18 protein-coding genes are annotated in these 21,035 nt (G+C 75.3%); 6 read left to right on the top strand and 12 right to left on the bottom strand.

The features are described from left to right. Positions 1-47: 47 nt before the first annotated feature. Entirely contained in the window at positions 48-242 is a 195-nt protein-coding gene (gene rpmI / locus ACTWP5_RS08165) for a 50S ribosomal protein L35 (RefSeq protein ID WP_443220099.1), read from the bottom strand. 121 nt (positions 243-363) lie between these two features. Beyond that, on the bottom strand, positions 364-987 hold the full coding sequence (gene infC, locus ACTWP5_RS08160; RefSeq protein ID WP_443220098.1) for a translation initiation factor IF-3: 624 nt from the start codon (positions 985-987) through the stop codon (positions 364-366). A gap of 299 nt (positions 988-1,286) precedes the next feature. Between infC and ACTWP5_RS08155 the strand changes: the two genes are divergently transcribed. Continuing rightward, entirely contained in the window at positions 1,287-1,721 is a 435-nt protein-coding gene (locus ACTWP5_RS08155) for a DUF1844 domain-containing protein (RefSeq protein WP_443220097.1), read from the top strand. Here the strand turns inward: ACTWP5_RS08155 and ACTWP5_RS08150 are convergent. Beyond that, positions 1,718-2,590, bottom strand: a complete 873-nt coding sequence (locus ACTWP5_RS08150; RefSeq protein ID WP_443220096.1) for an aquaporin — start codon at positions 2,588-2,590, stop codon at positions 1,718-1,720. The two genes, ACTWP5_RS08155 and ACTWP5_RS08150, sit on opposite strands and share 4 nt — an antisense overlap. 288 nt (positions 2,591-2,878) lie before the next feature. Further along, a complete protein-coding gene (locus ACTWP5_RS08145; protein ID WP_443220095.1) occupies positions 2,879-3,646 on the bottom strand; it encodes an SseB family protein in 768 nt (255 codons plus the stop codon). A gap of 151 nt (positions 3,647-3,797) precedes the next feature. Between ACTWP5_RS08145 and ACTWP5_RS08140 the strand changes: the two genes are divergently transcribed. Next, a complete protein-coding gene (locus ACTWP5_RS08140) occupies positions 3,798-4,802 on the top strand; it encodes a serine hydrolase (RefSeq protein WP_443220094.1) in 1,005 nt (334 codons plus the stop codon). A 43-nt stretch (positions 4,803-4,845) separates the two neighbouring features. Here the strand turns inward: ACTWP5_RS08140 and mycP are convergent, their stop codons facing one another. The 5 genes from mycP to ACTWP5_RS08115 form a co-directional block, all read right to left on the bottom strand. Continuing rightward, positions 4,846-6,132 (bottom strand): type VII secretion-associated serine protease mycosin, encoded by a 1,287-nt coding sequence (mycP, locus tag ACTWP5_RS08135; protein ID WP_443220093.1) that lies wholly within the window; start codon positions 6,130-6,132, stop codon positions 4,846-4,848. Continuing rightward, positions 6,129-6,923, bottom strand: a complete 795-nt coding sequence (locus ACTWP5_RS08130; RefSeq protein WP_443220092.1) for a hypothetical protein — start codon at positions 6,921-6,923, stop codon at positions 6,129-6,131. The genes mycP and ACTWP5_RS08130 overlap by 4 nt, the downstream gene beginning before the upstream one ends. A 574-nt stretch (positions 6,924-7,497) precedes the next feature. Beyond that, on the bottom strand, positions 7,498-8,283 hold the full coding sequence (locus ACTWP5_RS08125; RefSeq protein WP_443220091.1) for a 3-oxoacyl-ACP reductase: 786 nt from the start codon (positions 8,281-8,283) through the stop codon (positions 7,498-7,500). A 52-nt stretch (positions 8,284-8,335) separates the two neighbouring features. Then, positions 8,336-9,742, bottom strand: coding sequence for an aldehyde dehydrogenase family protein (locus ACTWP5_RS08120; RefSeq protein WP_443220090.1), 1,407 nt, complete (start codon positions 9,740-9,742; stop codon positions 8,336-8,338). Between the two features lie 57 nt (positions 9,743-9,799). Continuing rightward, the gene (locus tag ACTWP5_RS08115; protein ID WP_443220089.1) at positions 9,800-11,167 is read right to left on the bottom strand and encodes a glutamine synthetase family protein; all 1,368 of its coding nucleotides are present in this window, start codon (positions 11,165-11,167) and stop codon (positions 9,800-9,802) included. Positions 11,168-11,240: 73 nt separating this feature from the next. Here ACTWP5_RS08115 and ACTWP5_RS08110 point away from each other — a divergent pair, with 73 nt between their 5' ends. From ACTWP5_RS08110 to ACTWP5_RS08100, 3 genes are all read left to right on the top strand, one after another. Further along, positions 11,241-12,152, top strand: coding sequence for a FadR/GntR family transcriptional regulator (locus tag ACTWP5_RS08110; protein WP_443220088.1), 912 nt, complete (start codon positions 11,241-11,243; stop codon positions 12,150-12,152). A gap of 127 nt (positions 12,153-12,279) precedes the next feature. After that, positions 12,280-13,791 (top strand): ethanolamine permease, encoded by a 1,512-nt coding sequence (eat, locus tag ACTWP5_RS08105; protein ID WP_443220087.1) that lies wholly within the window; start codon positions 12,280-12,282, stop codon positions 13,789-13,791. A gap of 22 nt (positions 13,792-13,813) precedes the next feature. After that, on the top strand, positions 13,814-14,587 hold the full coding sequence (locus ACTWP5_RS08100) for a gamma-glutamyl-gamma-aminobutyrate hydrolase family protein (RefSeq protein WP_443220086.1): 774 nt from the start codon (positions 13,814-13,816) through the stop codon (positions 14,585-14,587). Between the two features lie 101 nt (positions 14,588-14,688). Here ACTWP5_RS08100 and ACTWP5_RS08095 read toward each other — a convergent pair whose 3' ends face one another. Then, complete coding sequence (locus ACTWP5_RS08095) at positions 14,689-15,909, bottom strand: cation:proton antiporter (RefSeq protein ID WP_443220211.1); 1,221 nt, start codon at positions 15,907-15,909, stop codon at positions 14,689-14,691. Positions 15,910-16,168: 259 nt separating this feature from the next. Between ACTWP5_RS08095 and ACTWP5_RS08090 the strand changes: the two genes are divergently transcribed. Next, positions 16,169-17,158 carry a 5'-3' exonuclease gene (locus tag ACTWP5_RS08090; protein WP_443220085.1) on the top strand — a complete coding sequence of 330 codons (990 nt, stop codon included), beginning with the start codon at positions 16,169-16,171 and terminating at the stop codon, positions 17,156-17,158. Here ACTWP5_RS08090 and ACTWP5_RS08085 read toward each other — a convergent pair. Then, positions 17,140-20,001: a DEAD/DEAH box helicase gene (locus tag ACTWP5_RS08085; protein WP_443220084.1), complete on the bottom strand. Its 2,862-nt coding sequence runs from the start codon at positions 19,999-20,001 to the stop codon at positions 17,140-17,142. The genes ACTWP5_RS08090 and ACTWP5_RS08085 overlap by 19 nt on opposite strands. Before the next feature lie 89 nt (positions 20,002-20,090). Further along, positions 20,091-21,023 carry a diacylglycerol kinase gene (locus ACTWP5_RS08080; RefSeq protein ID WP_443220083.1) on the bottom strand — a complete coding sequence of 311 codons (933 nt, stop codon included), beginning with the start codon at positions 21,021-21,023 and terminating at the stop codon, positions 20,091-20,093. Positions 21,024-21,035: the final 12 nt, after the last annotated feature.

Raw genomic sequence — 21,035 nt, 5'->3', positions numbered from 1 at the left:
GGTGTGCGCGCGGCCCGGAACGGATGGGGTCCCGGTCGGTTACCGGATCACTTGCCGAGAAGCTTCTTGATCCTCTTGGCGTCGGCCGGAGCCGTCTCCGTCTTGCCAGCGAGGCGCCGGGTGAGCGTGGACGGCTTGTGCTCCAGGTAGTGACGGCGACCTGCGCGCTGGCGCATCACCTTGCCAGTGCCAGTGATCTTGAAGCGCTTACTGGCACCGCTGTGCGTCTTGTTCTTCGGCATGTCGCCGCAACTCTCCTCGTCCGAGGCGCTCCAGCCCGCGTGTCGGGCGCGGGTGGAGCGCCGGGTGTCTTTCGTTCCCTGTGCCGCGTGCGCGGCGGGGCGATGAGCGCCGGTGAGCCCTTCAGGACTCGGCCGACGCCCTGCCCTGCTGCTGACGGCTGGCCTTGCGGGCGGCCTGCGCCTCCCTGGCCTCTGCCATCGCCTCGGTCTTCTTCTTGTGCGGGCCGAGAACCATGATCATGTTCCGCCCGTCCTGCTTCGGGTTGGACTCCACGAAGCCCAGTTCCTGGACGTCCTCCGCGAGCCGCTGCAACAGCCGGTAGCCCAGTTCGGGGCGGGACTGTTCACGACCGCGGAACATGATCGTGATCTTGACCTTGTCCCCCTGCTTGAGGAACCGGACGACATGACCCTTCTTGGTGTCATAGTCGTGCGGGTCGATCTTCGGCCGGAGCTTCATCTCCTTGATGACCGTGTGCGCCTGGTTCTTGCGCGCCTCACGGGCCTTCATGGCCGACTCGTACTTGAACTTCCCGTAGTCCATGAGCTTGCAGACGGGAGGTCGGGCGTTCGCCGCGACCTCGACCAGGTCCAGGTCGTACTCCTGGGCAAGCTCCAGGGCCTTGGCGAGCGGCACGATGCCGACCTGCTCGCCGCTGGGACCGACGAGTCGCACTTCGGGGACGCGAATCCGGTCGTTGATGCGGGGCTCGGCGCTGATGGGGCCTCCTCGGTTGCGCCGCACGGTTGCCTGGCGGGCAGCCGTGCCGGGACGTGTCCTGTCGACCACCGGGCCGGAACGCGAAACGCCCCGGTCGGGACACGAGCGGGGCTCCTGAACGGATCGGGAGCACCGCCGCGGGCACCGCGGGGCGCAGCCTGACCAGTGACCCGCCGGCCTCGCGGGCCGGTCAGGTGGGAGTCCGGAGCCTCCACTTGTGGGCCGGGCACATGTGGGCCCAGCCGGTCACCCTCCAGAGTACCGCACCCGCGCTACCGCCGTGTCCGCCGGGCGAGAGGCGGAAACGATCCTAGGGTGGGGCCATGAGCGAGTCCGGTGAGGTGGCGGCCCTGGCGCGGGACATCGCGGAGGTGCCCGCGGCCGAGGTGATCACCACGGTGGCGGTCCACCTGATGAGCGCGGCGGCGGTCCAGCTGGGCCTGGCCGACGACGACGCGGCGGGCGAGGCCCGGGAGGGCGGCTCCCTCCCCGACCTCGACGAGGCGCGGAAGCTGATCACCGCGCTGGCAGGGCTCGTGACGGCCGGCGCGCCCGAGGTGGGCTCCCTCCACGCGGGTCCGTTGCGGGACGGCCTGGCCTCGTTGCAGCGGGCGTTCCGCGAGGCGTCGGCCGTGCCGGACGCGCCGGGTCAGGGGCCGGGCGAACGGCTCACGGGCCCGGTCCGCGCCGGGGCGCGCCGCCGCAGCCGCCAGGGTGTGTCGGCCGCCTCGCCGGGGGCCGGCGAGGGTGGCCCCTAGACGACGCCCTTTCCGCCCATTCCGCCCTCCCCGGCCGGGGCCGGCGTGGGATGGGCGTGGACGAGGCGGTGGGCGATGACCGCGAGGGCCGCGCCGACCAGCGGGGCGAGCACGAACAGCCACAGCTGCGCGAGCGCGTCCCCTCCGGCGAACAGCGCGGGCCCGATGCTCCGCGCCGGGTTGACGCCGGTGCCGGTGAGCGGGTTCCCCACGAGGTGGACCGCCGCGAGGGTGAGGCCGTAGGCCAGGCCGCCGAGGCCGACCAGCACGGTGGGCGCGGACCGTGGCTCGCCGGTGCCCGGCAGGGAGACGCAGAGCACGACGAACACCAGCAGGGTGCTGAGCACGATCTCCGCCAGGAGGGCTCCCCCGAGGGAGAGGTCGACGGCCGATCGGTCGTCGTAGCCGTTGCTGCCGAACGCCTCGCTGGTGCGCAGGCCCGGCACCTGCTTGGCGAGCAGGTAGAGCAGGGCGGCCCCGGCGACGGCGCCGACGAGCTGGGCCAGCCAGTAGCGGACGGCGATCGCCGTCGTGACGCGTCCGGTGAGCAGCATGCCCAGGGTGACGGCCGGGTTGAGGTGGCAGCCGGAGACGGGGCCGATCGCGTGGGCGAGGCCGAGGAGGGTGAAGCCGAACGCGAGGGCGATGCCGAAGCTGCCGACGTACTCGGCGGCGAGGACGGCGGTGCCCACAGCGAAGAAGACCAGGGCGAACGTCCCGAGCCCCTCCGCGGCCAGGGGCTGTGGATCGGCCTGGAGTGCTTCAAGGTCCGTCAGCCTCCTGCCCGGGGACCCGCCCCCGCGGCCGGTGGTTCGTGACGTTCCGGCTCGGGGCCCTTCCGGGGTCCCGCCGGGCTCCGTGGTGGCCATGGCGCCCTCCCGTGGTGGCTTGCCTGGCGTGCCTCACCGCAGTCTCCGCGCGGGCACGCGGTGCGCGCACGCCGGGTGGGCCGGACGGGTGGCGTCCGGAGGCCGTCGCGTCATCCCCGGCGCGCCAGCCGGGGGCGGCGTTCCCGGGCGTCGACCGCGGCGCGCGGGTGGGGCCACGTACGAGCCGCGATCGGCGCCTCGCGATCGCACACACCGAAGCCGCATGGGCCGCCCGGGGCCTGGGGGACGTGCCCCGGGCGGGCGCCGCCGGGCGCCGCCGGGCCGGGGTCAGCGCCGGTAGGTGGGCTCGTCGGGGAGCCGCCCCTCCGGGGGCAGCACGGCGAGGTCCAGGCCCCGCACCAGGTGGGAGCGGAGGGTCTCGTGGGCGGCGAGCGCCCGCGCCAGCCGGGTGACGACGGCGCGCATGCCGTCGTCGGGACCGCCGGCGTCGCGGACGGCGGTGGAGGGAGCGTCGAGGAGCAGCGCGAGCGTGCCGTCGGTCTGCCCGCCCGGCACCAGGTGGGCCGCGACCACCGCGGGCTCGGCGCCGAGCACCTCGCGCACGGCCGCGGCGACGGCCGGGCGGGCCGCCGGCGGGGTGCCGCCGTCGGCCAGGGCCCGGAGGGCGGGGCCGGTGATCTCGTAGGTGACGGGACCGGCGAGGTCCACCACGACGGTGTCGGCCCGCTCCTGGAGGGCCGCCCTGAGCGCCTGCGCCGCGGTGACGGGCACGGGCCGGGCGTCGGCGCGCCAGCGGGAGAGGGTCTCGATGGCGGTGAAGACGGGCAGGGCCCGTCGGCCGCTGGGTACGGTCAGCGTGAGGACCGCCATCTCGCTGCTCTTCTCGCGACGCAGCCCCGTGGTCTGGTCCGTCTCCGACTCTCCCAGCACGGCCACGACGGGGACGAGCAGCCGGGCGCGCGCGAGCGCCCCCAGCAGCCGCGGCTCGGCGGCGGACGGGTCGCGCGCGTACTCCGCCAGCGCCCTGGCCACCTCGGGGTCGGCCGTGCCGTCGTCGTCGGCGAAGGCCGGCTGGGGGATGTTCTTCAGCGCCACGCGTCGAGGGTATCCGCCGGCGGGTGCGCCGTTCGCGGCGGCCGGGGCGTCCCCGTCTCGCCCCTTTGGAGCGCATTCGTCACCGACTGTTACGTGTTCGTCATTCGCGGGCCGATGACTCGTTCAGCTGTGCGAGCTAGCGTGCGGAGTCATGACCCTGCGGATCCGGCCTGCCCTGGTGGTGAACGCCGCGCTCGCCACCGCGCTGCTGGCCGTGGTCGCCCCGGGCGACGTCGCACGGCTGGAGGGGGCGACTCCCGCCGGGGAGGACCAGGCGGCCCCCGGTCCGGACGCGGCCGTCGCGACCCCGCCCGCCGCGTCGGACGACGCGGCCTCGCCGGGCGCCCTGGAGAACGCCCCGACACCCCATCAGGAGTCCGGGTCGGAGACGGAGCCGACGGAACCGACGGATCTGGGACGGCGCTCGGCGGAGTTGGACTCCGTGCTGGCCACCGCCCTCGCCCCGCTGGTGACCGACCCCGAGGTGCGGCTGTCGGTCGCCGCGCTGTCGATGGAGAGCGGACAGCTCGTCAGCTACGGCGGTGAGCGTTTCGACACGGCCAGCATCGTGAAGGTGGACCTGCTCGCCGCCCTGCTACTCCAGGCGCAGGACCAGGGCCGCGACCTCACCGCCGAGGAACGTGAGCTGGCCGAGGCGATGATCCAGCGCAGCGACAACGACGCGACCGACGCGCTGTGGTTGACGCTCGGCGGACCGACGGCCCTGAACGCTGCCAACGAGCGGCTGGGCCTGACGCGGACCCAGTCGGGCGGCTGGGGGACGTGGGGGCTGACGCAGACCACGAGCCTGGACCAGATAGCCCTGTTGCGCGCGGTCTTCGGGCCCGACTCCCCGCTCACGGAGGAGTCGCGGGCCTACCTCCGGCAGCTGATGGGCTCGGTCACGGCGGAGCAGCGCTGGGGGATATCGGCGGCCTCCGACGGTGACTTCGAGCTGAAGAACGGCTGGCTGCCCCGCAGTCAGACCGGCCTGTGGGACGTCAACAGCATCGGCCGGGTGACGGTCGACGGCGGGTCCGTTCTGCTCGCCGTCGTCTCCGACGGGCACACGACGCAGGCGGAGGGCATCGTGGTGGTCGAGGCCGCGGCGCGGGCGGCGGTGGCCACCCTCACCGGCGCCACGACCGGCACGTAGCTCCCGGCTCTTCCCCGGCCGGTTCGGCTGGCGCCGGTCCGGTTCAGCCCGCCGCCGGGGAGGCGGGAGGGTCGGGAGGACGGGGGATGGCCGGCGTCTCCCCGCCCGGCGCGCCCGCGAGCGCCGCCAGGGCGGCGGGCCGCCGGACCCGGACGAACAGGGCCGCGGCGGCGGCCACGAGCAGCGTGCCGAGCGCCGCCGCGACGGGTGCGAGCCAGGAACCGCCGGCGTCACCCTCCTCGGGTCGCGGCCCCGGGCCGAAGTACTCGCCCTCGTGGGCCCGGGAGGCGGGGGCGGGCTGGTCGGTGACGGCCGCGGCGGCGTCGATCGCGGCCGCCGGGTCGACGACGCCGGCCCCGACCGCGTCGTCCCGCCCGCCGGCGGGCGGGTTCTGCGCGGTCTCGGCGAGCAGCCGCTTCACCTCGGCCGGGGTGAGGTCGGGGTGGGCCGACAGCAGCAGGGCGGCGGCGCCCGAGACGAACGCGGCGGCGGCCGAGGTGCCCCAGCCGGAGTAGTACTCGCCGTCGGGGTCGACCACGATGACGTCCTCACCCGGCGCGCTGACCGTGGCGTACCAGCGGCGGGTGGAGAAGTCGGTGGGGCTTCCCGAGCGGTCCACGGCGGTGACGGCGACGACGCCCGGGTACCCGGCCGGATAGGACACCGGGTCGCCCTCCTCGCCGCCGTTGCCGGCCGAGGCGACCACGACGGCTCCCTTGCGCAGCGCGTACCGGACGGCGGCGTCCTCCTCGGGGTCGGCGTGCGCCGACGCGCTGTCGTCGCCGAGCGAGAGGTTGATGACGTCGGCGCCCTGGTCGGCCGCCCAGCGGATGCCGTCGGCCAACGCGTCGCCGCGGGCGTCCTGGGCCTGCTCCCGCTCGGGGTCGTCGTCCTCCAGCAGTACCCGCACCGGCAGGATCCGGGCGGCCGGCGCGACGCCCATCACGCCGTCCCCCCGGCCCGCCCCGTGGCCGTGTCCGGCGATGATGCCGGCCATGGCCGTGCCGTGGGCCGCCCACTCGGCGTCGCCGGGCTCGGCGCCCATGCCGACGAAGTCCCTGCCCTCGAGGACCGATCCGGCCAGGTCCGGGTGGTCGGCGTCCACTCCGGTGTCGAGGACGGCCACGGTGACGCCCTCTCCCCGGGCGGTCTCCCACGCCGCGGGCGCGTTGACGGCGTCGAGGGCCCACTGCTGCTGGTCGCGTATGGAGTCGGCGTGGGCGGCGCCGGGGCTGAGCCCGACGGCGAGCGCGAGGGCGAGCGTCGTGGGCAGGAGCGCGGACAGCGCCCGTCGGGGTGCGGCGGTTCGCCGCGTGGTGCGCGGGTTCACGGGGTCTCCTCGACCGCGTCGGAGTCGGCGGCGGCGTCGGCGCCCGGGTCCGTGGACTCCTCGACGGTGGAGTCGGCGGCGCGCAGGAGTCCGGACTGGACACGGTCGGCGACGCCGTCGGCGTCGTGGCCGAGGCCCGACAGCGCGACCGTCGTCTCCTGGCCCTCCAGGACCGCCTGGGGCGCGGGCTGCGGCTCGGTGTCGGTGCGCCCGTCGGCGAAGCCGGTGACGGCGTAGACCACGACGGGCACGCCGGTGAGCACCCGCACCGTCCACGTCACGCGCTGCTCGTCGCCGAAGTCCCGCGCCGCGGTGCCGGGCACGGCGTGGGCGCGGGGCATCAGGTCGGAGCGCTCCGCGAGCCCCTCGGTGCGGAACCGCTCCCGCAGGGCGGTCATGTCGGCCGCCTCACCGCTGGTGAAGAGCAGCCCCACGGTGGTGACGCTGGTCTGGGTCTCGTCGGCGTAGGTGGCGCGCACCAGTCGGTGGCAGCCGACCGTCGCGAGCACCTCCGCCAGCAGCGGGTCGAAGGCGTCGCGGCAGCCGCTGTCCGGGGCGACGCCCAGGCGTATCCACCGGCGGTCGGCGCCGCCGGGGCCGGCGTTCTCGCCCGTCAACTCCGGGGGGAACAGCTCGTCGACGGGGACCTCGCGCCACAGTGAGCGGCCCTCCTCGTAGGCCGCGAGGGCCGAGGCGTCGTCTCCGTCGTCGGTCAGCCAGGAGCCGGCCGCCGCCCCGCCGAGCAGCCCGGCGCCCAGCACCAGGCAGGCCACCGGGGCCACCAGCCGCATCGTCCTGCGGACGCGGGAGGGCCGGGGCGGGGTCGAGGACGCAACGGTGGGCGGCGGAGCCGGAGGCGGGGCCGTGGGGGACGGGGTCGTGGGGGACGCGGCGGGGGGCGCGGGCGGCCGGGAGGCGGCCGAGGGCTCTGGGGTGTCGGGCACGGGACCGGGGGAAGGGGCCGCGGCACGGGCGGCGGTGGCGGACGGGGCAGGAGGCGGGTCGGCGTGAGGGGCGGGGGGCGCGGACGGTGCGGACGGCGTGGGGGGCACGGCCGCCGGCGGTGGCGGGGCCGCGGGTCTCGGCGGCGCGGCCGGCCTCGGGGGTCCGGTCGGCCGGGGAGGGGCGGCGGGTTTGGGGGGCGTCGCGGCGACGGGCGAGGCCGCGGGCCGTGGCGGCGTGGCGGGGCGGGGTGGGGCAGCGGGCTCCGGCGGCATGCGCCGCTCCTCCTGCTCGGTGGTCATCCACACACCCCCAAGGCCGCCATGACGCGAGTCACTCTACGGGCGCCCCGTCACGCCCCGAAACCGGGCCCGGCCACGGAGTTCCCCGGCGGGAGTCGTCCCCGCGAACCGGCCCCACACCCTACAGCGGTGTGACGTACGCGCCCGCGATCCCGCCGTCCACGAGGAACTCGGCCGCGTTCACGAACGAGGCGTCGTCGCTCGCGAGGAAGGCGACCGCGGCGGCGATCTCCTCCGGCTCGGCGAAGCGTCCCGTCGGCACGTGGACCAGGCGGCGGGCCGCGCGCTCGGGGTCGGCGGCGAACAGCTCCTTCAGCAGCGGGGTGTTGACCGGCCCGGGGCACAGCGCGTTGACGCGGATGCCCTCGCGCGCGAACTGCACGCCCAGCTCCCGCGACATGGCCAGGACGCCGCCCTTGGACGCCGTGTAGCTGATCTGGGAGGTCGCCGCGCCCATCACGGCGACGAACGAGGCGGTGTTGATGATCGATCCCCTGCCCTGCCGCCGCATGTACGGCAGGACGGCGCGGCAACACAGGTACACCGAGGTGAGGTTGACCTCCTGGACGCGGCGCCAGGCGTCCAGCCCGGTGGTGAGGATCGAGTCGTCCTCGGGCGGCGAGATGCCGGCGTTGTTGAAGGCGACGTCGACGGACCCGTAGGCCTCGTGGGCCGTGCGGAAGAGGGCGTCGACCTGGTCGGGGTCGGTGACGTCGGTCTCCACGAACAGGCCCCCGGTCTCCCGGGCGGCGGCCTCCCCGCGTTCGGTGTCCACGTCGGCGGCGACCACGTGGGCGCCCTCGGCGGCCAGCCGGCGGGCGGTGGCCAGGCCGATGCCGCTGCCGGCACCCGTGACCACGGCGGTCCGCCCGACGAGGCGGCGGCAGACGACGGTGTCCTCGCTCACGGTGTATCCCTGCTCCTGTCGTGTCGATGGTGTGCCACGGTGCCTGGCGTCCTCACCGCTCCTCGGTGGCGATGAAGACGTTCTTGGTCTCGGTGAAGGCCGCCAGGGCGTCGGGGCCAAGCTCGCGGCCGAGCCCCGAGTGCTTGAAGCCACCGAACGGGGTGGCGTGGCGGACGCTGCTGTGGGAGTTGACCGAGAGGTTGCCGGCGGCCACCGCGCGGACGACCCGCAGGGCGCGCGCCGCGTCCCGTGTCCAGACCGACCCGGACAGGCCGTAGTCGGTGGCGTTGGCCTGGCGGACGGCGTCGGCCTCGTCGTCGAAGGGGGCGACGACGGCCACGGGGCCGAAGATCTCCTCGGCCGCGGCGCGGGCGGGCGCCGCGTGGGCCTCCAGCACGGTCGGCGGATACCAGTACCCGGGCCCGGTCGGCACCGTGCCACGGACGACGGCCGGGGTCGTCTCCGGCACGTGGGCGCGGACGCGGTCGCGGTGGGCGGCGGAGATCAGCGGGCCCATGGCGGTGGCCGGGTCGGCTGGGTCGCCGACGGTCACGGCGAGGACCGCGGGCTCCAGCAGGGCGAGGAAGCGGTCGTAGACGGTGCGCTCGACCAGGACGCGACTGCGGGCGCAGCAGTCCTGTCCGGCGTTGTCGCAGAACGCGCCGGGCGCGGTGGCGGCCGCGCGCTCCAGGTCGGCGTCGGCGAAGACGATGTTCGGGCTCTTGCCCCCCAGTTCGAGGGTGAGCCGCTTCACGCCCGCGGCGCAGCGGGCCATGATCCGCTTGCCGACGGCGGTGGAGCCGGTGAAGACGACCTTGGCGACGCCGGGGTGGTCCACGAGGGCCTCGCCGGTGACGGGGCCGGCACCCGGCAGCACCTGGAAGAGGTCCTCGGGCAGGCCGGCGGCCAGCGCGAGCTCGGCCAGGCGCAGCGCGGACAGCGGCGTGGCCTCGGCGGGCTTGAGGAGCACGGCGTTGCCCGCGGCGAGCGCGGGGGCGCTGCCCCAGGCGGCGATCGGCAGGGGGAAGTTCCACGGTGCGATGACGGCGACGACGCCGAGCGGCTCCTGGAAGGTGACGTCCAGGCCACCGGCCACCGGGATCTGGTATCCGGTGAGTCGTTCGACGCCGCCCGCGGCGTAGTCGAGGAGGTCGCGGACGTTGCCCGCCTCCCAGCGGGCGCCGGCCAGCGGGTGCCCCGCCTCCCGCAGCTCGATCGCGGCCAGCTCCTCGACGGCGCCGTCGACGGCGGTGGCGAAGCGGCGCAGCAGCCGCGCCCGGTCGGCGGGGGCGAGCGCGGCCCAGCGTCGCTGCGCGGCCGTCGCCCGGCGGACGGCGGCGTCCACCTCCGCCGGCGTGGTCGACCGGACGGTGGCGATGACCTCCTCGGTGGCGGGGTTGACGACGTCGTGCGCCACGGGGTGGGTGGTGGGGGCGTCGGTCGGGGGCTCGGCGGGCACGCGCGTCCTCACGTCCTTGGGTCGTCTCCTGGGGTCCGCCGACGTCTGCCGGCGTGTTCACATGCGCTCGAAGGAACGAAACCGCTCCCAGTCGGTCACGGCGGTGTCGTGCGCGTCCTGCTCCACGCGTGCCATGTTGAGGTAGTGGGCGACGACGTCCTCGCCGAAGGCGGCGTGCGCCAGGGCGCTGTCCCGCCACAGCGCCGCGGCCTCGCGCAGGGTGGTGGGGACCCGCTCGGCGTCGCCCGCGTAGGCGTTGGTGGTGCAGGGGTCGGGGAGTTCGAGCTCCCGCTCGACGCCGTCGAGGCCCGCGGCGATCATCGCGGCGACGGCGAGGTAGGGGTTGACGTCGCCGCCGGGCAGCCGGTTCTCCAGCCGCAGGGAGGGGCCGTGGCCGACGATCCGCAGCGCGCAGGTGCGGTTGTCCGGGCCCCAGACGACGGCGGTGGGGGCGAAGGAGCCGGGGCGGAAGCGCTTGTAGGAGTTGATGTGGGGGGCGTACAGCAGGCTCAGCTCCCGCAGGGCGGCGAGCTGGCCGGCCAGGAAGTGGCGCATGACGCCCGACATGCAGTACGGCCCGGCGGGGTCGGCGAAGACCGGCCGGTCGGCCTCGTCGCGCAGCGAGAAGTGGATGTGGCAGGAGTTCCCCTCGCGCTCGTCGAACTTGGCCATGAAGGTGAGGGCGACGCCCTCCTGGGCGGCGATCTCCTTGGCGCCGGTCTTGTAGACGGCGTGCTGGTCGCAGGTGGTGAGGGCGTCGGCGTACCGGAAGGCGATCTCGTGCTGGCCGAGGTTGCACTCGCCCTTGGCGGACTCCACGACCATGCCGGCGCCGGCCATCTCGGTGCGGATGCGGCGCAGCAGCGGCTCGATCCGCCCGGTGCCGAGCACGGAGTAGTCCACGTTGTACTGGTTGGCGGGCGTGAGGTCGCGGTATCCCGAGCGCCAGGCGTGCTCGTAGGTGTCGGTGAAGACCATGAACTCCAGCTCGGTGCCCGCCAGGGCGTGCCAGCCCCGGGCGGCGAGCCGGTCGAGCTGGCGGCGCAGTATCTGGCGGGGCGAGGCGGCGACGGGCGTGCTGTCGTGCCAGGCGAGGTCGGCGGTGATCATGACGGTGCCGGGGTGCCAGGGGAGGCGGCGCAGCGTGGTCTGGTCGCCGTGGAGGGCGAAGTCGCCGTAGCCGTTGTCCCAGGAGGACATGGCGTACCCGTCGACGGTGTTCATGTCGGCGTCCACGGCGAGGAGGTAGGCGCAGCCCTCGGTGCCGTGGTCGAGGACCTCGTCGAGGAAGAAGCGGGCGGCGAACCGCTTGCCCTGGAGGCGGCCCTGCATGTCGGTGAAGGCCAGGAGGACGGTGTCGGTCTCACCGCCCTCGACCTGGGACCTCAGCTCGGCCACGGACAGCGGGGGCGTGCGGTGGGTCATCGGGCCGTGCCTCCTGTCACGTCGACCGGACGCCTAAGGTATCGGGAGAGACCATTGATGGGGAAGTGGACCGATGAGCGATCCCAGGGCCGTGGCCGGACGCGGGAGCGGGGAGGAGCGGACCGGCGTGGACCGGCTGGGCGTCGTGCTGCGGCCGGTCAGGGGCGGCAACGGCTTCGAGGAGGCGCTGGAGCGGGTGCTCCAGGTGCTGCGGCTCGGGCTGATACCGCCGGGTGAGCGGCTGCCGCCCGAGCGCCGGCTGGCGGAGCGGCTGGGGGTGAGCCGCGCGACGGTGCGCGAGGTGCTGCGGGTGCTCCAGGACGAGGGGCTGCTGGAGGCCAGACGCGGCCGGTACGGCGGCACGTTCGTGCGGGGGCCGGCGGGTCGGGGCGGCGGGCGTGGTGGAGTCGGGGTGCGGGGGCCGGCCTCGGGCGCGGCCGGGCGTCCGGTGGGCGGCCTCGGGACGCGGCCGTCGGCGAGGGCCGTGGCCGCGCGGCGGCAGGCGCCGGAGCGGGCCGCCCGTGCGGTCGCGTCGGTGGGGGCCGCGGAGGCGGTCGAGGCGGTGGAGGCGGTGGAGGACACGCTGCGGCTGCGCGAGGTGCTCGACGTCGGGGCGGCCGGCCTGTGCGCGGCCGACGCGCTCCGCCCGGCCGACGCGGAGCGGCTCCGCGCCGCGCTGGCCGCCACCCGGCAGGCCGAGGCGACGGCGTACTGGCGCGCCGACACCCTCTTCCACCTCACCCTCGCCGAGCTCAGCGGCTCGCCCTCGCTGGCCACCCAGTACGCGGCGGTGCGGGCCCGGCTGAACGAGCTGCTGGACGGCGTCCCGCTGCTGGTGGCGGACCTGGAGCGTGCCCAGGCCCAGCACGCCGCGCTCGTCGAGGCCGTGCTCGGGGGCGACGCCTCCCGGGCGCGCGCGGTGATGCGCGAGCACTGCGCGGCCACGGCGGCGCTGCTGCGGGCACGGCCCACGACGGGCGCGTGAGGTCCCGCGGTCTTGCGCGCCACCCGCGCGGAGCGCAATGGTGTTCGTCCAGACCTTTGCCGCCCTCGCGGGCTCGTCGTCCTTCCACGGCGCGGACGGGGGTGCGGACCGGCAGGAGGCGGCACCCATGACCGACGAGACCCCCTCCCCCGCCACGGCCTCCCCCGCCACGGCGCCGACGACCGCCACGCCCGCTGAGCCGGCGCCCGGCACGGACGGCGTCGCCTCCCCCGAGGACGCCTACCTGCGCCGCCGACAGCTGCGCACCGGCAGCGCGGGGCCCGTGCTGCTGACCGGTCTCGGGGTGGCGTACGTCGTCTCCGGCGACTACGCGGGGTGGAACTTCGGCCTGGCCGAGGGAGGCTTCGGCGGCCTGGCGATCGCCACCGCGCTGATGGGCCTCATGTACACCTGCATGGTCTTCACCCTGGCCGAGCTCGCGGCCGTCCTCCCCACGGCGGGCGGCGGCTACGGCTTCGCCCGGCGCGCCCTCGGCCCCTGGGGCGGCTTCCTGACGGGGACGGCCATCCTCGTCGAGTTCGTGCTCGCCCCGGCCGCGATCTCGATCTTCATCGGCGACTACGTGGAGTCGCTCGACCTGTTCGGTCTGTCCTCCGGCTGGCCGGTCTACCTCGCCTGCTTCGTGATCTTCCTGGCCATCCACCTGTGGGGGGTCGGCGAGGCGCTGCGTTTCAGCCTCGTCGTGACCGCGATCGCCGTGGTCGCGCTGCTGGTCTTCGTGGCGGGCGCGGCCAGCGAGTTCGGCGCGGACTCGCTCGGCGACATCCCGGTCGACCAGGACGCCTTCGGTTCGAGTTCGTGGCTGCCGTTCGGCCTGTTGGGGATCTGGGCGGCCTTCCCGTTCGGCATGTGGTTCTTCCTCGGGGTGGAGGGGGTGCCGCTGGCGGCCGAGGAGGCGCGTGACCCGGTCCGCACCCTGCCGAGGGCGATGGCCTGGGCGATCGGCATCCTGCTGGTGCTGGCGGCGTTGACGCTGCTGGCCGCCTCGGGCGCCCGGGGCTCGGCGGCCGTGCAGGACGCGGGCAACCCGCTGGTGGCCGCGTTGGAGGAGGACGGCGAGGCCACCGCCCTCAGCCGCTTCGTCAACTACGCCGGTCTGGCCGGCCTGGTGGCCTCGTTCTTCTCGCTGGTCTACGCCGGATCCCGGCAGCTGTTCGCGCTCTCCCGCGCCGGATACCTGCCGCGCTTCCTGTCGCTCACCAGCCGCCGCCGCGCCCCGTACCTGGGCCTGCTGGTCCCCGGCGCGCTCGGCTTCGGCCTGGCCGCGGCCACGGGGGACGGCGCGCGGATGCTCAACGTCGCCGTCCTCGGAGCGACGATCTCTTACGCCCTGATGTGCTTCTCACACGTCGTGCTGCGGGTGCGGGAGCCGGGCCTGCCGCGCCCGTACCGGACGCCGGGCGGCGTCGTGACCTCGTCGGTGGCGTTCGTGCTGGCGCTGGCGGCGCTCGTCGCGACGTTCCTGGTGGACCGGGAGGCGGCCGTCATCGCGCTGGGTGTGTACGCGGTGGCGCTCGCGTACTTCGCGCTCTACAGTCGGCGGCGTCTCGTGGCCGCGGCCCCCGAGGAGGAGTTCGCCGCGCTCGCCGAGGCCGAGGCGGAGCTCCGCCGCGCGTAGCGAGCGAAGGGAGGGCCGGGGCGTGCCAGCCGCACGGCCGTTGATCGGCGTCAGCACCTACCTGGAGACGGACGCCCGCTGGGGAGCGTGGGCGCTGCCGGCCGCCCTGCTGCCCGAGGGGTACCACCGCCTGGTGCAGCGCGCCGGCGGCCTGGCCGTGCTGCTGCCGCCCGACGCGGGCGCGGCGGCGGCGCGCGAGGTCGTGGCGCGCCTGGACGGCCTGGTCGTCGCGGGCGGCCCGGACGTCGAGCCCTCCCGGTACGGCGCCCCGCGCGACCCGCGCACCGGCCTGCCGGCACGGGAGCGGGACGCGTGGGAGCTGGCGCTGCTCGAGGCGGCCCTGGCCGGCGGCGTGCCGCTGCTGGGCGTCTGCCGGGGGATGCAGCTGCTCAACGTGGCGCTCGGCGGCACGTTGAGCCAGCACGTGGACGGGCACGCCGGCGCGCCGGGCAGCTTCGTCGACCACGAGGTGACGCCGGTGCCGGGCACCCTGCTGGCGTGGGCGCTGCCCGGGCCGGTGCGGGTGCGTGCCGCCCACCACCAGACGGTGGACCGCCTGGGCGAGGGCCTGCGGGCCTCGGCGCACGCCGCCGACGGCGTGGTCGAGGCCGTCGAGTTCGCCGAGGCGTGCGGCGCGGCCGGGGCACGGCGGGCGGCGGGCTTCGTGCTGGGCGTGCAGTGGCACCCGGAGGCCGGCCTCACCGAGCACGACGTGCGCGTCATGCGTGCCCTGACGACCGCCGCGGCGGGCGGGGGCCTCCCCCGTCGGCGCGGGCCGGGGCGCGACGCCGCCTGACGGCCCTCCCGGCGAGGGCGCCCGTCGACCGGCCCCCGTCGACCGGCACCCGTCGGGGCCGGCTCAGACGACGCCGCCCGCGCGCGCTCCCCGCGCCCCCGTCACGTTCTGCCGCTGTCCGTCGGGGCGGTCGGCTCGTGCTTGCGCCGCTCGCCGCGCTGGGCCCGCTCGGCCGCCACCTCGGCGCGCCCACCGGGCAGGACGCGCGCCAGCCAGTGCGAGCGGCCGGCGACCAGCGGCGCCACCACGGCGAGGACCAGCACGTACCCGGCGATGAACGGCGACAGGCGCCCGTCGAGACCGGCCGCCGCCGCCATGGTGGCGAGGATCAGCGCGAACTCGCCGCGCGCCAGCAGCGTGGTGGCGACGTTCGCCGTGGGGCGCGGCCCGAAGCCGTAGACGCGGGAGGTGACCACGCCGGCCGCCACGTTCATGACGACCGTGATCGCCACCGCGATCACCACCGGCCAGACCACGCTCGGCAGGTCGCCGGGGTCGATCGAGAGGCCGAAGCCGAAGAAGAAGATCGCCGCGAACGCGTCCCGCAGCGGGTGGACCAGCTCCCGGATGCGGTCGCCCGAGCCGGTGTTGCCCAGGATGAGGCCGACCATGAACGCGGCGATCGCGTCGGCCACGCCGAACCGCTCCGCAATCCCGGCGACCAGCACCGCCGCGCCGAGGAAGGAGATGGTCAGCAGCTCGTCGTCGCGGGTGGCGAAGAGCCGTCCGATGATCTTGATGCCGAAGCGCGCGGCGAGCGCGAGCACCAGCAGGAAGCCGAAGGCCTTCGCGATCTGCCAGGCCGTGCCGCCGACGTCCTCGGAGCCGGAGATCACCGGCTGGAGGGCCGCGAGGTAGAGGGCGAGGAAGATGTCCTCGACGACGATGATGCCGAGGATCGGCCGGGTCTCCGGGTTCCCGATGCGGCCGAGGTCCACGAGGATCTTGGTGACGATCGCCGAGGACGAGATGCCGAGGACCCCCGCGAGAACCAGCGCCTCGGAGGTGCCCCAGCCCACGGCGAGTCCGAAGACGAGACCCGCGCCCACGTTGAGGACGAGGTAGAGGGAGCCGGCCACGGCCATCCGTCGGCCGCCGGTCCTCAGGTCGTCCATGTGGAACTCGAGGCCGAGGTAGAACAGCAGGAGCACGAGGCCGAGCGCCGAGAGCATCTCCAGCTCGTGCGGGTCCTCCAGCAGGACGTACCCGGGTGTGTGAGGGCCGAGCAGCATGCCGGCCAGGATGAACAGCGGGATCGTCGGCAGGCCGATGCGGCTGCCGACGCGGGCGAGGACGGCGGCGGCGACGAAGGCACCGCCCATGGCGAGCAGGGTGTCGGCGTGTCCCACGATCACCCTCGCGTGCCGGGTCGGGCGGGCGTCAGTGAGTGCATGGCTCCTCCGTGGCGTCCGGACGGCTCGGTCACGTGTTCGGGCGAATGATCACGTAAAGCAAGCGTCAAAGAGGCATCAAGAAAACGTCAATGTTTAGCTTAACAAAGCATCTTTCACCGACGTGCCCGAGGCCCCCGGGGTACCCCGGCGTGGCTCCCCGACCCCCTCGTACCGGCCCGGCTGCGGCATGATCGCTCCCGTGACTTCCACGACGACTCCCACGCCACGCCTGATGCTGCTCGACACCGCCTCGCTGTACTTCCGCGCCTACTTCGGCGTCCCCGAGTCGGTGCGCGCCCCCGACGGCACCCCGGTCAACGCGGTGCGCGGGCTGCTGGACTTCATCGCCCGGCTGGTGACCGACCACCGGCCGACCGCCCTGGTCGCCTGCATGGACGAGGACTGGCGGCCGGCCTGGCGCGTCGAGCTCATCCCGTCGTACAAGGCCCACCGCGTCGCCGAGGAGAGCGCCGAGGGGCCCGACGCCGAGGTCGTGCCCGACACGCTCTCCCCGCAGGTGCCGGTCATCGAGCGGGTGCTCGACGCGATCGGCATCGTCAGGAGCGGCGCGCGCGACTACGAGGCCGACGACGTCATCGGCACCCTCAGCACCCGGGCCACCGGACCGGTCGACATCGTCACCGGCGACCGCGACCTGTTCCAGCTCGTCGACGACGCGCGCGGCGTACGCGTGCTCTACCCGGTCAAGGGCATGGGCAGCCTCACGGCCTTCGACGGCGCGGCCCTGCGCGCGCGCTACGGCGTGGACGGCCCCGGCTACGCCGACATGGCCGTGCTGCGCGGCGACCCCAGCGACGGCCTGCCGGGCGTCCCCGGCATCGGCGAGAAGACCGCGACCAAACTCCTGGACCGCCACGGCGACCTCGCGGGAATCCTCGCGGCGCTGGACGACCCGGTGGCCGCCGCCACCGGCTTCACCGCCGCCCAGCGCGCCCGGCTGACCGAGGCACGCCCGTACCTGGCCGTGGCGCCCCGCGTGGTGCGGGTGGCGCGTGACGTCCCGCTGCCGCCGCACGACGCGACGCTGCCGCGCACCGCCCGCGACCCCGAGGGCCTGGCGGCGCTGGACGAGCGCTGGGGCCTGGGCGGCTCGCTAAGCCGCCTGCTCGCCGTGCTCGCCGAGCCGGCGGCGCCCGATCAGCCGACCGAGCTGTAGGCCACGACACCCCGCAGCACCTTGTCCACGGCCCGCCGCGCGTTCCGCGCGACGGTGCCCCCCTCAGGGGCGGCCGCGGCTATCTGGCCCAGCACGTCGACGACCTGCTTGCACCAGCGGACGAAGTCGCCGGCGGGCATCTCCGCGTCGCGCAGCACCGTGTCGAGCCCCTCACCCTGGGCCCAGCGGAACGCCGCCCACGCGAAGCCGAGGTCCGGCTCGCGCTGGCCCACGCCCGTGGCCTGGCTCACCCGGTGGCGGCCCTCCAGGTCGTCCAGCCGCCCCCAGATGCGCACCATGTCCGCCAGCGCCTCCCGGGCCCTGCCCCCCGGGAGCTCGGGCGCCGGGGCGTCGTCCCCGACCCGGGACTCGTAGACCAGGGCCGAGGCGCAGGCGGCGAGCTCCGCCGGGCCGAGCCCCTCCCAGACACCGTCCCGCAGGCACTCGCTGGCCAGCAGGTCGAGCTCGCCGTAGAGCCGGGCCAGCCGCCGGCCGTGCGGGGTGACCTCGTCCCCCCGGAGGTAGTCCAGCTCGGTCAGCAGGGCGCAGACCTGGTCGAAGGTGCGGGCGATGGTGTTGGTGCGGCCCTCGATGCGCCGCTCCAGCTGGCGGGTGTCACGCCGCAGCCGGTAGTACCGCTCGGCCCATCGGGCGTGGTCCTCCCGCTCGTCGCAGCCGTGGCAGGGGTGGGCGCGGATCTCGCTCCGCAGCCGCGCTATCTCCGGGTCCTCCGCGGCGCCGCTGTACTGCCCGCGCCGCCCGTGCTGCCGGCGCGGCTCGGGCGGCGCCGAGCGGCCGCCGCCCGCCGCCCTGGTGCGCAGCGCGGAGGCGAGGTCGCGGCGCGACGCGGGGCTGCGTGGGTTGAACGACTTCGGGATCCGCATCCGGTCCACCGGCTCGACCGGCACCGGGAAGTCCATCGAGGCCAGCCGCTTGACCTGGCGCTCGGCGGTGAGGACCAGCGGGCGGGGACCGTCGTGGTGGCCGTGACCGCGGGGTCCCGCGCTGCGCCCGTCGGCCACGCCCGGGTCCAGCACCAGCGCGAGGCCGGCGAACTTCCCGCTCGGCACGTGGATGATGTCCCCCGGGCGCAGCCGCTCCAGCGCGATGGTCGCGGCGGCGCGCCGCTGCGCGGTGCCCTGCCGCGCCAGCTCCGTCTCCCGGTCCTTCAGCGCGCGGCGCAGCCGGGCGTACTCCTCGAAGTCCCCGAGGTGACAGGTCATCGCCTCGCGGTACCCGGCCAGGCCGGTCTCGTTGCGCTGGACTTGGCGGGAGATCCCGACGACGGCACGGTCCGCCTGGAACTGCGCGAAGGACGTCTCCAGCAGCTCTCGCGAGCGGTGACGGCCGAACTGGGAGACCAGGTTGACCGCCATGTTGTACGAGGGGCGAAACGAGGAGCGCAGCGGATACGTGCGGGCGCCGGCGAGCCCCGCGAGGGCGGCGGGGTCCATGCCCCGCTGCCACAGCACCACGGCGTGGCCCTCCACGTCGATGCCGCGGCGGCCGGCGCGCCCGGTGAGCTGGGTGTACTCGCCGGGCGTGATGTCGGCGTGCTGCTCGCCGTTCCACTTCACGAGCTTCTCCAGCACCACGGAGCGGGCCGGCATGTTGATCCCCAGCGCCAGCGTCTCGGTGGCGAAGACCGCCTTCACCAGGCCACGGACGAAGAGCTCCTCGACGATCTCCTTGAACGTCGGCAGCATCCCGGCGTGGTGCGCGGCGATGCCCCGCTGGAGGCCCTCCAGCCACTCGAAGTACCCGAGGACGTGCAGGTCCGCGTCGGGGATGCCGGCGACCCGGCGCTCGACGATCTCCCGCACCTGGACGCGGGCGGAGGGGTCGTTCAGCCGCAGGCCGGCGAGGAGACACTGCTGGACGGCGGCCTCGCACCCGGCGCGGCTGAAGATGAACGTGATCGCCGGCAGCAGGCCGGCGGCGTCGAGCCGGCTGATGACCTCCGGGCGGCTCGGCGTGTGGAGCCTGGCCCGCTGGCGGCGCTGGCGCTCCCGCTCGGCGGTGAAGCGACGGTCCCGGTCCCGGCCGGCGCGGAAGCGCTCGCGCGGCGAGGGGCGGCTGTTCTCCAGGCGCGCGATCCGCAGCAGCTCGGGGCTGACCTCGCGGGCGACCTGGCCGGGATCGCCCGCGGCGGAGGTCTCCTCGAAGAGGTCGTACAGCCGCCGGCCGGCCATCACGTGCTGCCACAGCGGCACGGGCCGGTGCTCGGAGACGATCACCCGGGTCTCGCCGCGGACGGCGTCCAGCCAGTCGCCGAACTCCTCGGCGTTGGAGACGGTGGCCGAGAGCGACACGAGGGTCACGGACTCGGGGAGGTGGATGATGACCTCCTCCCAGACCGCGCCCCGGAAGCGGTCGGAGAGGTAGTGGACCTCGTCCATCACCACGTACCCGAGGCCGGTCAGCGAGGAGGAACCCGCGTAGAGCATGTTCCGCAGCACCTCGGTGGTCATGACGACCACCGGCGCCTCGGGGTGGACGCTGTTGTCACCGGTGAGGAGGCCGACCCGGTCGGGGCCGTACCGCTTGGCCAGGTCGGTGTACTTCTGGTTCGACAGGGCCTTGATCGGCGTGGTGTAGAAGCACTTGCGGCCCTGCTCGAGCGCCAGGTGGACGGCGAACTCCCCCACGATCGTCTTGCCCGACCCGGTGGGGGCGGCGACCAGGACGCCGAAGCCCTGTTCGAGGGCCTCGCACGCCTCGACCTGGAAGCCGTCGAGCTCGAAGTCGTACAGCGCCCGGAACGGGGCGAGGGCGGTGGCCTGCTCGGCGGCGCGCCGACGGGCGGCGGCGAAGCGCTCGGCGGGTGACATCTCGTCGGTCATTGTGTCTACGAGCCTACCGGCCGACACTGACAGCACCCCGGTTTTCCGTGCCCGACGGTGTCCGCCCGCCGGGCCCCTGGCGTGCGCCGCTACGCTCCGCCGCCCTCCGGCAGACGGGCCGCGAGAACGCGGGCCGCGGCGGGGACGCACTCGGCGGCGAGCGGCAGTGGCCCGAGCCGTTCGCCGTCCGCGTAACCCGTGACGTCGGGGGCGTCGAGCTCCACTCGCGCCACGCGGTGGACCGTCACCGCGGGGTGGGTGAGGTGGGTCCCCCGGTAGACGCGGGGGAAGACCCGCACGAGCTCGGTGCGCGAGCAGGGGCCGACGACGGTGACGTCGAACAGGCCGTCGTCGAGGCGGGCTCCCGCGCAGATCCGCATCCCACCGCCGTAGTCCGGGCCGTTCCCGACGGCCACGAGGGTGGCGGGGAGCTCCTGCCAGGGGCCGTCGTCCAGCCGCAGGCGGAAGGGGATGGGCCGCAGGGAGGCCAGCTCCGCGAGCATCGCCACGTCGTACCGGAAACGGCCGCGCGGCCAGCGCATCCGGTTGCCCCGGTCGTTGACCCGGGAGTCGAAGCCGGAGGCCAGGACGCCGCCGAACCACGCGGGCCCCTCGCCCTCCGCGAGGCTGACCCGGCCGAGGTCGACCGCACGGGCGTCGCCCTCCTTCAGCGCTACGGCCGCCGCCGCGGCCGCGGCGCGCGGATCGCGCACCGGCAGGCCGCAGGAGCGGGCGATGTCGTTCCCGGTGCCGACGGCGACGACGCCGAGCGGCGTGTCACTGCCGGCCACCGCCCGCAGGGCCAGGGAGACCACCCCGTCGCCACCGACGGCCACCAGCGCGGCGACCCCCTCGGCGACGGCGACACGGGCGCGACGCAGGGCGTCGGGGGCGTCCTCACCGACGACCGAGCGCACCGTCCAGCCGGCCTCCCGCAGCACGCTCGCGGCGGGCTGGGCGGCACGGGCGCCGCGGCCCTTCCCTGCCGTGGGGTTGACCAGCAGGGCTATGTCACTGCTCACTCGGGTCCGCTT

It is taken from the genome of Streptomyces sp. 4N509B (genome assembly GCF_052245655.1).
GTDB lineage: Bacteria > Actinomycetota > Actinomycetes > Streptomycetales > Streptomycetaceae > Streptomyces.
Note: the sequence above shows the minus strand (reverse complement) of the source record. Positions and strands in the feature narration are given on the sequence as shown.